The organism is Microbacterium sp. K2 (assembly GCF_051365005.1).
Lineage (GTDB): Bacteria > Actinomycetota > Actinomycetes > Actinomycetales > Microbacteriaceae > Microbacterium > Microbacterium foliorum_B.
Genome location: NZ_JBLWII010000001.1, coordinates 581338 through 594825 on the forward strand (window position 1 = coordinate 581338; position 13488 = coordinate 594825).

General features: G+C 68.3%; 13 protein-coding genes. 4 read left to right on the forward strand and 9 right to left on the reverse strand.

Translation table 11 applies throughout. The features are described 5' to 3' along the window. Positions 1-75 precede the first annotated feature (75 nt). On the forward strand, positions 76-903 hold the full coding sequence (locus ACLKOY_RS02970) for an SGNH/GDSL hydrolase family protein (protein ID WP_436452354.1): 828 nt from the start codon (positions 76-78) through the stop codon (positions 901-903). Positions 904-917: 14 nt separating this feature from the next. Here ACLKOY_RS02970 and ACLKOY_RS02975 read toward each other — a convergent pair whose 3' ends face one another. Beyond that, positions 918-1721 carry a TrmH family RNA methyltransferase gene (locus ACLKOY_RS02975; RefSeq protein ID WP_436452356.1) on the reverse strand — a complete coding sequence of 268 codons (804 nt, stop codon included), beginning with the start codon at positions 1719-1721 and terminating at the stop codon, positions 918-920. Between the two features lie 95 nt (positions 1722-1816). On the opposite strand from ACLKOY_RS02975, the gene ACLKOY_RS02980 reads away from it, so the two are divergent. Then, positions 1817-2656: a Sir2 family NAD-dependent protein deacetylase gene (locus ACLKOY_RS02980; RefSeq protein WP_436452358.1), complete on the forward strand. Its 840-nt coding sequence runs from the start codon at positions 1817-1819 to the stop codon at positions 2654-2656. Beyond that, complete coding sequence (locus ACLKOY_RS02985; RefSeq protein WP_436452360.1) at positions 2653-3240, forward strand: histidine phosphatase family protein; 588 nt, start codon at positions 2653-2655, stop codon at positions 3238-3240. Before ACLKOY_RS02980 ends, ACLKOY_RS02985 begins: the two co-directional genes overlap by 4 nt. 26 nt (positions 3241-3266) lie before the next feature. Here the strand turns inward: ACLKOY_RS02985 and ACLKOY_RS02990 are convergent, their stop codons facing one another. The 5 genes from ACLKOY_RS02990 to ACLKOY_RS03010 are packed head-to-tail and all read right to left on the reverse strand — an operon-like array spanning position 3267 to position 9195. Further along, positions 3267-4073 carry an HpcH/HpaI aldolase/citrate lyase family protein gene (locus ACLKOY_RS02990; RefSeq protein ID WP_436452362.1) on the reverse strand — a complete coding sequence of 269 codons (807 nt, stop codon included), beginning with the start codon at positions 4071-4073 and terminating at the stop codon, positions 3267-3269. Further along, positions 4070-4555: a MaoC family dehydratase gene (locus tag ACLKOY_RS02995; RefSeq protein WP_436452363.1), complete on the reverse strand. Its 486-nt coding sequence runs from the start codon at positions 4553-4555 to the stop codon at positions 4070-4072. Before ACLKOY_RS02995 ends, ACLKOY_RS02990 begins: the two co-directional genes overlap by 4 nt. A gap of 10 nt (positions 4556-4565) precedes the next feature. Next, positions 4566-5714, reverse strand: coding sequence for an acyl-CoA dehydrogenase family protein (locus tag ACLKOY_RS03000; RefSeq protein WP_436452364.1), 1149 nt, complete (start codon positions 5712-5714; stop codon positions 4566-4568). Positions 5715-5716: 2 nt separating this feature from the next. Continuing rightward, positions 5717-7636, reverse strand: coding sequence for a biotin carboxylase N-terminal domain-containing protein (locus tag ACLKOY_RS03005; RefSeq protein ID WP_436452366.1), 1920 nt, complete (start codon positions 7634-7636; stop codon positions 5717-5719). Positions 7637-7641: 5 nt separating this feature from the next. Continuing rightward, positions 7642-9195 carry a carboxyl transferase domain-containing protein gene (locus ACLKOY_RS03010; RefSeq protein WP_436452368.1) on the reverse strand — a complete coding sequence of 518 codons (1554 nt, stop codon included), beginning with the start codon at positions 9193-9195 and terminating at the stop codon, positions 7642-7644. A 112-nt stretch (positions 9196-9307) separates the two neighbouring features. Between ACLKOY_RS03010 and ACLKOY_RS03015 the strand changes: the two genes are divergently transcribed. Then, entirely contained in the window at positions 9308-9901 is a 594-nt protein-coding gene (locus ACLKOY_RS03015) for a TetR/AcrR family transcriptional regulator (RefSeq protein ID WP_436452370.1), read from the forward strand. Here ACLKOY_RS03015 and ACLKOY_RS03020 read toward each other — a convergent pair. From ACLKOY_RS03020 to pdhA, 3 genes are read right to left on the reverse strand one after another with little or no spacing between them, the layout of a single operon-like run. Continuing rightward, complete coding sequence (locus tag ACLKOY_RS03020; RefSeq protein ID WP_436452372.1) at positions 9894-11258, reverse strand: dihydrolipoamide acetyltransferase family protein; 1365 nt, start codon at positions 11256-11258, stop codon at positions 9894-9896. The two genes, ACLKOY_RS03015 and ACLKOY_RS03020, sit on opposite strands and share 8 nt — an antisense overlap. Beyond that, positions 11255-12265: an alpha-ketoacid dehydrogenase subunit beta gene (locus ACLKOY_RS03025; RefSeq protein WP_436452374.1), complete on the reverse strand. Its 1011-nt coding sequence runs from the start codon at positions 12263-12265 to the stop codon at positions 11255-11257. Before ACLKOY_RS03025 ends, ACLKOY_RS03020 begins: the two co-directional genes overlap by 4 nt. A gap of 2 nt (positions 12266-12267) precedes the next feature. Continuing rightward, positions 12268-13383 (reverse strand): pyruvate dehydrogenase (acetyl-transferring) E1 component subunit alpha, encoded by a 1116-nt coding sequence (gene pdhA, locus ACLKOY_RS03030; protein ID WP_436452375.1) that lies wholly within the window; start codon positions 13381-13383, stop codon positions 12268-12270. Positions 13384-13488: the final 105 nt, after the last annotated feature.

Consider the following 13488-nt stretch of genomic DNA (forward strand, 5'->3'; position numbering starts at 1 on the left):
ACGCTCGTACCCGGGTAGGCTCGGTCACTGCGCGGCCGCCACCGCACGGCTGCGCTCGTCGTGAAGGAGAGCTGGATGACAGATCAGGATTCGATCCGAACCCCGGAGCTCGACAACGAGAATCCCCATCCCTGGCGGCGATTCGTCGCAATCGGCGACTCGTTCACCGAGGGCATCGGCGACCCTGACCCGTCACAGCCGGGCAGCCACCGTGGCTGGGCCGACCGTGTCGCCGAGGTGCTCTCGCGCCAGGTCGACGACTTCGCCTATGCGAACCTCGCCGTGCGCGGCAAGCTGATCGCCCAGATCGTACGCGACCAGATCGAGCCCGCCGTGGCGCTGCATCCCGACCTCGTCTCGATCTGCGCCGGCGGCAACGACGTGATCCGACCGGGCACCGACCCCGACGCGATCGCCGCCCAGCTCGAGGACGCCGTCGCGCGTCTGTCGTCGACAGGCGCGGCGATTCTGCTCTTCACCGGCATCGACACGGCATTCACCCCGGTCTTCCGGGCATTCCGCGGCAAGGTCGCCATCTACAACGAGAACGTGCGCGCGATCGCCGAGCGGCACGACTGCATCGTCGCCGACCAGTGGGCACTCAAAGTGGTGCAGGACATGCGGTTCTTCGACGACGACCGCCTGCACTACAACTCACTGGGCCACCACGAGGTCGCCCGCATGGCGCTGCGCGCGCTCAACGTGCCCAACGATCTCGAGGCCATGCAGCCCGAGCCGCTTCCGATCCGCACCTGGCGCGAGGCCCGCACCGAGGACTTCGGCTGGGCACGAGAGCATCTCGTGCCCTGGGTCCTGCGACGCCTGCGCCACCAGTCGTCGGGCGACCACGTGATGGCGAAGCGGCCTGAGCCGTCGCCGATAGTCCTGCCGCCGACCAGCTGACGGTCGTCAGCGGGTCAGGGCGACGTGAGTGCCCACAGCGTCACCGCAGCGGCAGACGCCACGTTCAAGGAATCCACGCCCCCGGACATGGGGATCGTCACGACCGTGTCGGCCTTGTCGAGGGCTGTCCGGGAGAGCCCGTCGCCCTCCGACCCCATGACGATGGCGACGCGCTCGGGGCGATTCGCGACGTACGCGTCGAGCGTCACGGCGTCATCGCTCAGAGCGAGAGCTGCGATGTCGAACCGCGCCGCATGGAGGTCCGCCACGGCCGAGTCCCAATTCGTGATGCGAGTCCACGGCACCTGGAACACGGTCCCCATGCTGACGCGCACGCTGCGCCGATACAGCGGGTCCGCTCCCCCGGGCGAGACCAGCACAGCGTCTGCTCCGAGGCCCGCGGCCGCACGGAAGGCGGCACCGACGTTGGTGTGATCGCCGACGTTCTCGAGGATCAGCACGAGGTTCGCGGCGTCGATGACCTCGCGCACGGTCGGAAGCTCCGGGCGATGCATCGATGCGATCGTGCCCCGGTGGACGGCGAAACCGGTCACCGATTCAGCCACCTCGTCAGGGACGACGTACACCGGCACGTCGAGATCGCCGACGATCGCCCTGATGTCGTCCACCCGACGCTCCTGCACCAGCACGGAACGCGGACGATGGCCCGCGGCGACCGCCCGCGCGATCACCTTCGTCGATTCGGCGATATACAGCCCGCCGGCCGGTTCCTTCACGGTGCGAAGCGCGGTGTCGGTGAGCCCTCGGTAGTCATCGAGTCGTCGATCGTCCGGATCGGTCACGCGCAGCAGTTCCACGGGCCCCAGTCTGCCATCGCCCGCGAGCCCGGCTTCACGGTCGGCGGCGGAGCATCGGCCACGCTGCACGTCGTAGACTCGCTCGGGGAGGTCCTGTGAGCGCATCGAGTCCGGTCGAACTGTCGGCCACCATCGCTCGCACCGCCGAACTCCTGCGCGGTCGCAGGATCGCATTGCTCACCGGCGCCGGCATCTCCACGGACTCGGGAATCCCCGCCTACCGTGGCGAGGGATCCCGCAACCGCACCGATCCGATGACCATCCAGAAGTACCTCGCCGACGACGCTGCGCGACGACGCTACTGGGTCGGGGGGCACCTGGGGTGGCGTGCGTTCGCCCGAGCCCAGCCGAACCCGGGGCACCTGTCGCTCGCCGCCATGGAGTCATCAGGCCACGTCAGCGGTGTCATCACCCAGAACGTCGACGGGCTGCATCTGCGCGCAGGCAGCTCTCATGTGATCGAAGTCCACGGCACGATGCGGAGGGTGCTCTGCCTGAAGTGCGGCCAGGTGTTCGACCGTCGAGACATCGCCGTGCAGATCGAAGAGCGCAACCCTTGGATCACGGTCCCCGAGAACGTGGCGTTGAACCCCGACGGCGATGTGCTCCCCGAGACCACCGATGGCTTCATCGTCCCCGTCTGCACCGTGTGCGGAGGGATGCTGAAGCCTGACGTCGTGTTCTTCGGCGAGTACGTCCCTCAAGACCGGTTCAAGGCGGCCGAGTCCCTGCTCCGTGCCAGCGACGCGATGATCGTCGCCGGCTCTTCCCTCGTCGTCAACTCCGGGGTGCGCCTCGTCGAACGCGCACGTCGGCGCAGCATCCCCCTCATCATCATCAACCGCGAGCCCACGCGCGCGGATGTCTGGGCCGATGTCACCATCGCCGCAGGCACCAGCGATGTGCTCCCCGCGATCCAGGAGCTCCTCGAATGACTCTGCTCACGCTCATCCGCCATGGCCAGACCGACTGGAACCTGGCTCGCCGGATCCAGGGTTCCACCGACATCCCTCTGAACGACAAAGGCCGCGCGGATGCACGGACCGCCGCAGACCTCCTCGAGGGCGTCACGCACCACTCGATCTACGCCAGCCCGCTGAAGCGTGCGCGTGAGACGGCCGAGATCATCTCCGAGAGCCTGGGACTCGGCTCACCCGTGCTGGTGCCCGACATGCGCGAACGCGAGTTCGGCGAGGGCGAGGGCATGCTCGTGTCCGAGTACATCGAGAAGTACGGCGACTGGCAGTCACCGGTCCCCGGGGCGGAGACCCTACGCGGAGTCGCTGACCGGGCGCTCGCGGCACTCGACGCGATCGCCCGCGACGCACGCCGCCGTTCGGCGCCGCTTGCGGAGTCCGTCATCGTCGTGACGCACGGCGGCGTGATCCGATCGCTGATCGATCACGTGTCCGGTGGCACGCTGCCTCGGGTCGGTGAGGTTCTCGCGAACGGCTCTGTCCACCGTTTCGAGGCGTCCCCCGGCTCGCTGCGCCTGATCGACCAGGGCATGCTCGTCTGACTGGCGCGCCCACTCAGCTGCTCTGATCAGCGAACGCGGCTGAGCACCGACCGGGCGTGCCTCAGCACGGGCTCGTCGATCATGCGTCCTCTGAAGCGGAAGACTCCTCTTTCGCTCTCAGCCGCCGCGAGCACTCCGTGAGCCCATTCGACGCTGGCCTCATCAGGCGCGTACGCCGCGCGGATCGCCGCCACCTGACTCGGGTGGATGCACGCGGTCGCGATGAACCCCGATGCGGCAGCGTCGACCGCTTCGGACTCGAGACCGGCGACATCCTCGATGTCGACGTGCACCGCGTCGATGGCTCCCTTGCCCCGAGCCCCCGCTTCCAGGAGCACCCGCGAACGCGCGTAGCGCGCGACATCGCGATAGCCGCCGTTCGCCGTGCGACTCGATGTGCCGCCGAGGGATGCCACCAGATCCTCAGCGCCCCACATCATCGCGACGACCTGAGAGTGCGCGGCGATACGATCTGCGGCGTGGACGCCCTTCGCCGTCTCACACAGAGCGATGAGTGAGAACCTCTCGTCGAACGCGGCAAGGCTCTCCGCGCTCTCTGTCTTCGCCACCATGACGGTGCGGAAATCCGTCTGGGCGAGGGTCGCGAGATCGGCGGTGAAGGCGTCGGATCCCGGTGCGTTGACACGGACGATCACTCGATCGGGGTCGAGCTCGGTATCGATGAGATTCTGTCGGGCGCTGGCCTTCGCCTCGGGGAGCACGGCATCCTCGAGGTCGAGGATGACCGCGTCGGCCTTCTCGAGAGCTCCGCGGAATCGCTCGGGTCGGTCGGCGGGGCAGAACAGCAGCGCGGGGCCGAGCTCGAATGTCATCGTTCCTCCTCCGGCTGGCAGTGCACGAGGACGGTTCGGGTCGCCGTCGCGACCACCGTGTCGTCCTGATTGCGTCCGGTGTGGGCGATGGTCACGATCCCCTGACCCGGACGCGAGGTCGACAGCCTCTTCTCGACGATCACGCTCTCGGTGTACAGCGTGTCGCCGGCGAACAGCGGGTGCGGGAACGCGATCTCACCGAGCCCGAGCTGGGCGACCAGGGTGCCCTGGGTCAGCTGCGCGACAGAAGCCCCGACCATCGTCGAGAGCGTCCACATCGAGTTGATCAGGCGCGCGCCGAAGGGCCGCTGCGCGTCGGCGAAGGCGGCATCGAGGTGCAGCGCCTGGGTGTTCATGGTGAGCGTCGTGAAGAGGACGTTGTCGGCCTCGGTCGCGGTGCGTCCAGGGCGATGCAGGTAGCGCGCGTCCGTGACGAACTCCTCGAAGTAGAGCCCCCGCTGGACGATGTCGTTCGCGGTCATGCCTGCCACGCTACCCGGCGAGTCCCAGCGCCCGCGCGATCACGAGCAGCTGCACCTCGGTGGTGCCTTCACCGATCTCGAGGATCTTCGAGTCGCGGTAGTGACGGGCGACCGGAAACTCGTTCATGAACCCGTTGCCGCCGAAGATCTGCGTCGCGTCCCTGGCGTTGTCCATGGCGGCTTCTCCAGCCACGAGCTTCGCGATCGCGGCCTGCTCGGCGAACGGTCGTCCCGCATCGCGCAGTCGCGCCGCATGGTGCCAGGCGAGTCGCGCCGTGTGCACTCGGGCGCGCATGCGCGCGAGCGTGAACTGGGCGTTCTGTCGCGTGCTGAGGGCACTGCCGAAGATCGTGCGGCTCTTCGCATAGTCGACGGCGGCTTCGAGACATCCTTCCGCGGCACCGGTCGAGAGAGCGGCGATCGCGATGCGTCCCTCATCGAGGATGCTGAGGAAGTTGCGGAATCCGCTCCCCTGCTCCCCCAGCAGGTTGCCCACGGGCACGCGTGCACCGGCGAAGCTGAGCGGATGCGTGTCTGATGCGTTCCATCCGACCTTGTCGTACGGGGCCTCGACGGTGAAGCCGGGGGTGCCGTTGGGGACGATGATGGTCGAGATCTGCTTGCGCCCCCCTTCGTTGCCGGTGACGGCGGTCACGGTGACGAAGCGGGTGATCGGCGTGCCCGAGTTGGTGATGAACTGCTTCGAGCCGTCGATGACCCATTCATCCCCTTCGAGACGAGCGGTCGTGCGGGTCGCTCCGGCATCGCTGCCTGCCTCGGGCTCGGTGAGACCGAAGCCCGCGAGAGCGCGACCGGCGAGCAGATCGGGCAGATACTCGCGCTTCTGCTCCTCGCTGCCGAATCGGAACACCGGCATCGCCCCGAGGCTGACTCCGGCCTCGAGCGTGATCGCGATGGACTGGTCGACGCGCCCGAGGGCCTCGATCGCGATGCCGAGGGCCATGTAGTCGCCTCCCTGTCCCCCGTACTCCTCGGGGAACGGAAGTCCGAACAGCCCGAGATCACCCATCCGCGCCACGACGTCCATCGAGAGTGTGTGGGTGCGATCCGCTTCGTAGGACTGCGGTGCGACGACCTCTTCGGCGAAGTCGCGCACCATCGCGGCGAGCTCGCGCTCCTCATCGGTCAATTCGAACATGCTCAGTTCTCCTCCGTCGTCATGTGTGCGACCCGCTGATCGCGTCGTACCTGATCGCCGACGGCCACCGTCAGGCGCACCGTCCCGTCATGGGGCGCCAGCACCGGATGCTCCATCTTCATCGCCTCTATAGAGACAAGAGGAGTGCCGGCGGTCACCTTGTCGCCGTCTCGGACGTGCACCGCCACGACGCTTCCCGGCATCGGGGCCCGCGCATCCGGACCGCTCTCGGTCTCGCGCCGCTCCCGCGCCTGCAGTCGGTGCTGCATGCGGGCGCGACGATCCAGGGGCCGCAGGTGCATCGTGCGTCCGTCCTCGCTCACCCAGGCGCCGCCGTCGACGTCCGTCGCGACGGTCGCACGAGCTGCAGGTTCGTCGGCTGCAGGAGCGAGGATCACCTCGCCCCGGTCGGTCAGGAACGAGATCTCGTGGCGGTCGCGCTCGGTGAGTGCCTGCCACACCTGGCCCGCCCGTCGAGCCCTCCTGGCCTCGCCGACCGTGTCCTCGGCGTGCAGGACCGCGCGGCTCGCGGCCACCAGCATCGTGGTCGTCGGCGGCTCGTCTTCGAGGGGCAGAAGCGTCTCGATGAGTCCGGTGTCGAGGTCGCCGGCCATGACACGCTCATCGCGGCAGAGCAGCCGGAGGAACGCGATGTTCGTGTCGACACCCAACACGACGGTTCTGCTCAGAGCTTCGTCGAGGAGGCGGAGGGCGGAACTCCGGTCCTCCGCGAAAGCGATCACCTTGGCGATCATCGGGTCGTAGAACCCCGTCACCTCGCTGCCGGTCTCGACCGCCGCGTCGACTCTCACCCCCCGCGGCGGGTCGAAGAGCAGAATGCGCCCGGTCGAGGGAAGGAACCCGCGCTCAGGCGACTCCGCGTATACCCGCGCCTCGATCGCGTGCCCGCGAACCGTGGGTGCAGGGTCGAGGCGTCCTCCCGCAGCGATGCTGATCTGGAGAGCGACGAGGTCGAGCCCGGTCACCTCCTCCGTGACGGGGTGCTCGACCTGCAGACGGGTGTTCATCTCTATGAAGAAGACCTGATCCGGGGCATCCGCATCGATGAGGAACTCGACGGTGCCGGCACCCACGTAGGAGACGCTCGCCGCGGCCTGCGTCGCAGCCTCGAGAAGACGGTCCCTCGTCGCCTCGGGGATGCCTGCGGACGGAGCCTCTTCGATCACCTTCTGGTGTCGGCGCTGGAGTGTGCACTCGCGCTCGCCGAGGGCGATCACCGAGCCATGCGTGTCACCGAAGACCTGAACCTCGATGTGGCGTGGGCGGCGGATGAGCCGCTCCAGGATCAGCGAGTCGTCACCGAACGCCGATCGGGCGACCCGCCGCGCGGAGGCCAATGCGGCACTCAGGCCCACCGGCGCCTCGACGACCTCCATCCCCTTCCCGCCGCCCCCCGCGCTCGGTTTGACGAGCAGCGGGTAGCCGACGGCGGCAGCCTCTTCGGCGATCTCCGCGTCCGACAGTCCCCTCGCATCGAACCCGGGAACCACGGGGACTCCGGACCGGACGACATGATCGCGCGCCTTGGCCTTGTCGCCCATGATCTGGAGTGCCTCGATCGAAGGTCCTATGAACACGACGCCGCTCTCTGCGCAGGCCTCCGCCAGCCCCACGCTCTCCGAGAGGAAGCCGTAGCCCGGATGGATGGCCTGCGCTCCGGTCGCACGCGCGGCCGCGATGACGGCGTCGACGTCGAGGTACGACTCGGCGACCGGCGCCGGGCCGATCCGCACAGCTTCGTCGGCCTCGCGCACATGGGGTGCGTCGGCATCCGCATCGCTGTAGGCGGCGATGCTGCGGATGCCGAGTGTGCGCAGCGTGCGGATGATGCGCCGCGCGATCTCGCCACGATTGGCGACGAGCACCGTGTCGAAGTGACGGGAGGCAGAGGTGTTCGTCATGGCGGTCACATCCGGAAGAGGCCGAAGCGCGGTTCGGGCAGGGGGCTTCGCGCGACCACGTCGAGGGCGAGCCCCAGAAGGTCGCGGGTCTGGGCTGGATCGATGATTCCGTCGTCCCACAGGCGGGCCGTGGCGTAGTACGGCTCACCCTGGGTCTCGTATTGCTCACGGATGGGCTGCTCGAAGGCCGTCCGCTCCTCGGAGCTCCAGCTCTGTCCGCGAGCCGCGAGCTGGTCGTCCTTGACCGTCCCGAGAACGGAGGCCGCCTGAGCGCCGCCCATCACCGAGATGCGACTGGCCGGCCAGGTCCACAGGAATCTCGGCGAGTACGCCCGTCCGCACATCGAGTAGTTGCCCGCGCCGAAGGATCCGCCGATGATCACCGTGAGCTTGGGCACGCGCGTGCTCGCGACGGCGGTGACCATCTTGGCCCCGTCCTTCGCTATGCCCCCTGCCTCGGCATCCGACCCGACCATGAAGCCCGAGATGTTCTGCAGGAAGACCAGGGGGATGCCTCGCTGATCGCAGAGCTCGATGAAATGCGCACCCTTCAGCGCGGATTCGCTGAACAGCACGCCGTTGTTCGCGACGATCCCGACGGGATGCCCGTGCAGCCGCGCGAACCCGGTGACGAGGGTCGTGCCGTACTCCGCCTTGAACTCGCGGAAGGTGTCGCCGTCGACCAGCCGCGTGATGACGTCGTGCACGTCATATGCGGCGTTGACGTCGACGGGGACGACGTCGTAGATCGATTCCGACTCCGCGGGCTCACGGGTGTCGTGCACCTCCCACACCGGGTGGAGAGGCGCTGGCAGCGTGGCGACGATGTCACGAAGGATCTCCAGCGCGTGCTCGTCGTCTTCGGCGAGGTGGTCGACCACGCCGCTGCGCCGGGCGTGCAGTTCGCCGCCGCCGAGCTCTTCCGCCGAGACGACCTCGCCGATCGCCGCCTTGACGAGCGGTGGGCCACCGAGGAAGATCGTCCCCTGGTCGCGCACGATGACGGTCTCATCGCTCATAGCCGGGACATATGCTCCGCCGGCCGTGCACGAGCCCAGCACGGCAGCGAGCTGCGGGATGCCCTCGGCCGACATCCTCGCCTGATTGAAGAAGATGCGGCCGAAATGCTCTCGATCCGGGAACACCTCGTCCTGCCTGGGCAGGAAGGCGCCGCCCGAGTCGACCAGATACAGGCAGGGCAGTCGGTTCTCGAGCGCGATCTCCTGCGCGCGCAGGTGCTTCTTGACCGTGAGCGGGTAGTAGGTTCCGCCCTTCACGGTGGCGTCGTTGCAGACGACCATCACGTGGCGTCCGTGCACGAGACCGATCCCGGCGATGACTCCGGCGGCCGGTGCCTCTCCCCCGTACAGACCGTCTGCGGCCAGAGGCGCGATCTCGACGAAGGGACTGCCCTCGTCGAGCAGCCTGGCCACACGGTCTCGCGGGAGCAGCTTGCCCCGAGCGATGTGCCTCTCGCGAGATGCCTCGGGCCCGCCTCGGGCGGCGACCGCGAGCCGTTCGTGCAGCTCCGCGGCGAGGGCCTGCTGGGTTGCGGGCATCGTGACGTCCTCCTCGACCACACGGCGCCGGCGTCATCGCTCTGGCGCACTGGATGCTTTCTCGGTTAGTGTTCACTAACCGATAGCATCAGGTTAGCGAGGATTAACTGAGATGACAAGCCCCCCGACTGCGCGAGATCGCGCGAAGGCAGAGCGGTCGGACGCGATCCTCCGAGAGGCGGCGCGGCTCTTCGCCGAGAGCGGGTACAACGGAGTGAGCCTCGAGGACATCGGCGCCGCCGTGGGCGTCTCGGGCCCGGCCGTCTACCGCCACTTCGCGGGAAAGCAGGCGCTGCTCGGTGCCGTGCTGATCAAGGTGAGCGACGATCTCGTCACGGGCGGCACCCGGGTAGCGTCCGACGGGTCCACTCCCGAAGAGCGCATCCGCGCACTCGTCGACTTCCACGTCGAATTCGCCCTCGGCAACGCCGACGTGATCCGAGTGCACGATCGAGACGTGGTGCACCTTGCAGCTCCGGATCACGCCGCGGTCCGACGACTGCAGCGCGCGTACATCGATCTCTGGATCGACACGCTGAGCCCACTCGTCGACGCCGACGCCGACGAGCTCCGCCTGCGGGTGCAGGCGTGCTTCGGGTTGATCAACTCGACCCCGCACAGCACGCGGGCGGCATCCAGACACCACTCCGCCACCGCGGCAGTGCTCGCCGCGATGGCGGAATCGGCGCTCCGGGCGACTACCTGAGGAGCATCGCCCGACCGGGTTCCTCCAGCACGTCGGCGACGTCCCTGAGGAATTTCGCGCCCTCAGCCCCGTCGACGATCCGATGGTCGAACGAGAGGCTGAGCGTCATCACGTGGCGAAGGGCGATCTCGCCGCGGTGCTCCCACGGACGACGACGGACGGCACCGACCGCGAGTATCCCCGATTGCCCAGGCGGGAGGATGGGTGTGCCCGCATCGATCCCGAACACCCCGATGTTCGAGATCGAGAACGTGCCACCCGACAGCTCAACCGGAGACGTCCTGCCTTCACGTGCCGTGGCGGCGAGAGACTTCAGGGCATCCGCGAGCTGAACGAGGCTCAGAGTCTCGGCGTCGCGGATGTGGGGCACGATGAGTCCCCGTTCGGTCGCTGCAGCGATTCCGAGATCGACGTACCCGAACTGCACGATCTCTCCGGCGGAATCGTCCCACCGCGCGTTCAGGCCGGGGGCGCGGGTCAGTGCGAGACACACCGCCTTCGCCACGACGGCGAGCGGACCGATCCGCTGCTCGGACAGCGACCGGTCGCCGCGCAGCGACTCGAGAAGGTCCATGGTGGCCGTCACATCGACCGTGTGGAAGACCGTCACGTGCGGCGCGGTGAACGCACTCTCGACCATCGCCGCGGCGGTGTGCTTGCGGACCCCGCGGATGGGGATGCGCGTCTCCCGCGAGCGCTCCCGGAGCCCCGTCGCGTCGTCCGGAACCGCAGCGTGTCGCGGTGCGGAGTCGGCCTGCTCGACGGTGACGCCGGTGCGAGCGACGTAGTCGTCGATGTCGACGCGCGTGATCACTCGATCTCCGACCGACGCGGCCACCAGGGCGAGATCGACGCCGAGACGCTTGGCGTACGCGCGCACCGGCGGGGTGGACCGGGGCCGTTCGATGACGACCTCCACGCTCGCCGTCGGCGAGGCGTCATGCGGTGCCGCCTCGAGCACAGCCGTGTCGGTCGAAGCTCTGATTCCGGCCGCACGTCTGGCACGCCGAGCGGGCCGCCCGGATGCCGCGGGGGCGGCCCCGTAGCCCACGAGGTTGGGCTGCGCCTTCTCCTGCCCATCGACTCCGGCCGAGTCCGCCTCGGACGGCCCATCGGCCCCCTCGACGTCGAACTCGATCAGGGGAGCCCCGACCGCGATCGTCTGACCCGCCGCGGCGTGCAGGGCGGCGACCACGCCTTCGTAGGGAGAAGGCAGCTCGACGATCGCCTTGGCGGTCTCGACCTCAGCCAGAGTCTGATTGAGCGTCACCGTGTCGCCGGGTGCGACGAGCCACTGGACGACCTCTGCCTCTGTCAGCCCCTCCCCGAGGTCCGGCAGTCGGAACTCCGCGTTCATGCGTCTGCTCCCGTCAGGCTGTTCGGACGGTCGAGGACGCGATCGACGGCATCGAGCAGGCGGTCGAGGTCCGGCAGGTGGTACTTCTCGAGCTTCGCCGGCGGATAGGGAACGTCGTGCCCGGTCACCCGCAGCGGAGCGGACTCGAGGTATTCGAAGCATCGCTCGGTGATGCTCGCGATCACCTCGGCGGCCATGCCCGCCTCGCGTGACGCCTCGTGGGCGACGACGACCCGTCCGGTCTTGCGGACCGACGTCGCGACCGTGTCGTAGTCGACGGGCGACAGCGAGCATAGGTCGATGACCTCCAGCGAGATGCCGTCGTCCTCCGCAGCCTCGGCCGCCTGCAACGCGGTCGTGACCATCGCCCCGTAGGTGATGAGCGTCGCGTCGTCGCCTGCTCGTACGACACGCGCGAGTCCCATAGGCGCAGCATCCGCCAGCGGGGCGTCGAGGTCGACCTCGCCCTTCTGGTGGTAGAGCCGCTTCGGCTCGAAGAAGATCACCGGGTCGTCCGACGCGATGGCCTGACGCAGACTCCGGTACGCGTCCTCGGGATTCGACACGGCGATCACGCGGAGTCCCGCCGTGTGCACGAAGTACGCCTCGGGCGATTCCGAGTGGTGCTCGGCCGCGCCGATCCCGCCGGCCCACGGGATGCGGATCGTGATCGGCATCCGTACCCGACCCTGCGTGCGGTAGTGCAGCTTGGCGACCTGGGCGACGATCTGATCGAACGCGGGGTACACGAATCCGTCGAACTGGATCTCCACGACGGGCCGATAGCCACGGAACGCCAACCCGACAGCCATTCCGACGATGCCGGACTCTGCGAGAGGCGTGTCGATGACGCGCTTCGCACCGAACTCGTCGAGGAGTCCGTCCGTGATGCGGAAGACGCCACCCAGCCTGCCGATGTCCTCGCCCAGCAGCACGACCTTGTCGTCGTCGCGCATCGCCTGGCGGAGGCCGGCGCCGAGCGCCTTCCCGAGAGTGATCTGCGTCATCATCACACCTCCCCGTCGAAGGAGGCGAGGTACGTGGCGTACTCGTCGCGCTGGCGGTCGAGCCCGGCGTGCGGCTCAGCATAGACGCCGTCGAAGACGGCGAGCGGTGGGCGGGTCACCATGCTCAGGCACTCGGCGCGCATCTCCCGTGCCGCGACGTCGGCGGCCTTCTGCGTCTCGGCGATCTGCTCGTCACTCAGCTCGCCGATCGAGAGCAGATGCGCTTCCATGCGCGCGATGGGGTCGCGACGGCGCCACGCCTCGAGCTCGTCGTCCCTGCGGTAGCGAGTCGGATCGTCGGCTGTCGTGTGCGGGCCCATCCGGTACGTGACCGCTTCGATGTAGGCGGGGCCCTTTCCCGACCGGGCGTGCGCGAGGGCCCAGCGCATCGCGGCCATGCACGCGAGGACGTCGTTGCCATCGACCCGGAGGCTCGGGATGCCGAAGCCGGGCGCCCGCCCGGCGATCGGATACTTCGACTGCACCGATACCGGCTCCGAGATCGCCCAGTGGTTGTTCTGGCAGACGAAGACGACAGGTGCCTGATACGAGGAGGCGAAGATCATCGCCTCATTGACGTCGCCCTGACTCGTGGCGCCGTCGCCGAAGTAGGTGACAGCGACTTCGTCCGCGCCTTCATGACGGATGCCGAGCGCGTAGCCGACGGCATGGAGCGTCTGCGCTCCGATGATGATCTGCAGCGGAGCCACCCGGAGCGCTGCGGAGTCATGACCCGCGCCCTCTTCGCCGCGCCACATGCGGACGAAGTCGCCGGGCTTCGCGCCGCGGGCATAGATGACCCCCGTCTCCCGATAGCTCGGGAAGACGTAGTCCCGAGGAGCGATCGCCCGCGCTGTGCCGATCTGGGTCGCCTCCTGACCCTGGCACGGCGCCCAGAGTCCGAGCTGTCCCTGACGCTGGAGCGCGACGCCCTCCGCGTCGATGCGACGGAGGATGACCATGTCGCGATGCAGCGCCCGCAGCTGTGCTGCGTCGACGTCAGCAACGTGGGAATCGAGCAGCGGGTTCGAGATCCGCTCGCCCTCTGGTGAGAGGATGCGCTCGGCGAGTTCGAGATCCTGTGCCGTATCGGCGATCGGGGTGATCTGCGGTGACATCATCGTCCTCCTCATTCGTGGCCGTCGTCACGGGTTCTACGCTCGGCCCCGGCCTCATCGCCGGTTGACTTGAGCGTACGTCCGCTCATCACCTCGCTCAAGCAA

Coding starts and splice junctions, on each gene's coding strand:
- ACLKOY_RS03015 (WP_436452370.1), top strand. CDS start 9,308: ATGACAAGCCCCCCGACTGCGCGAGATCGCGCGAAGGCAGAGCGGTCG.
- ACLKOY_RS02970 (WP_436452354.1), top strand. CDS start 76: ATGACAGATCAGGATTCGATCCGAACCCCGGAGCTCGACAACGAGAAT.
- ACLKOY_RS03010 (WP_436452368.1), bottom strand. CDS start 9,195: ATGCCCGCAACCCAGCAGGCCCTCGCCGCGGAGCTGCACGAACGGCTC.
- ACLKOY_RS02985 (WP_436452360.1), top strand. CDS start 2,653: ATGACTCTGCTCACGCTCATCCGCCATGGCCAGACCGACTGGAACCTG.
- pdhA (WP_436452375.1), bottom strand. CDS start 13,383: ATGTCACCGCAGATCACCCCGATCGCCGATACGGCACAGGATCTCGAA.
- ACLKOY_RS03020 (WP_436452372.1), bottom strand. CDS start 11,258: ATGAACGCGGAGTTCCGACTGCCGGACCTCGGGGAGGGGCTGACAGAG.
- ACLKOY_RS02995 (WP_436452363.1), bottom strand. CDS start 4,555: ATGACCGCGAACGACATCGTCCAGCGGGGGCTCTACTTCGAGGAGTTC.
- ACLKOY_RS03025 (WP_436452374.1), bottom strand. CDS start 12,265: ATGACGCAGATCACTCTCGGGAAGGCGCTCGGCGCCGGCCTCCGCCAG.
- ACLKOY_RS02990 (WP_436452362.1), bottom strand. CDS start 4,073: ATGACATTCGAGCTCGGCCCCGCGCTGCTGTTCTGCCCCGCCGACCGA.
- ACLKOY_RS03000 (WP_436452364.1), bottom strand. CDS start 5,714: ATGTTCGAATTGACCGATGAGGAGCGCGAGCTCGCCGCGATGGTGCGC.
- ACLKOY_RS03005 (WP_436452366.1), bottom strand. CDS start 7,636: ATGACGAACACCTCTGCCTCCCGTCACTTCGACACGGTGCTCGTCGCC.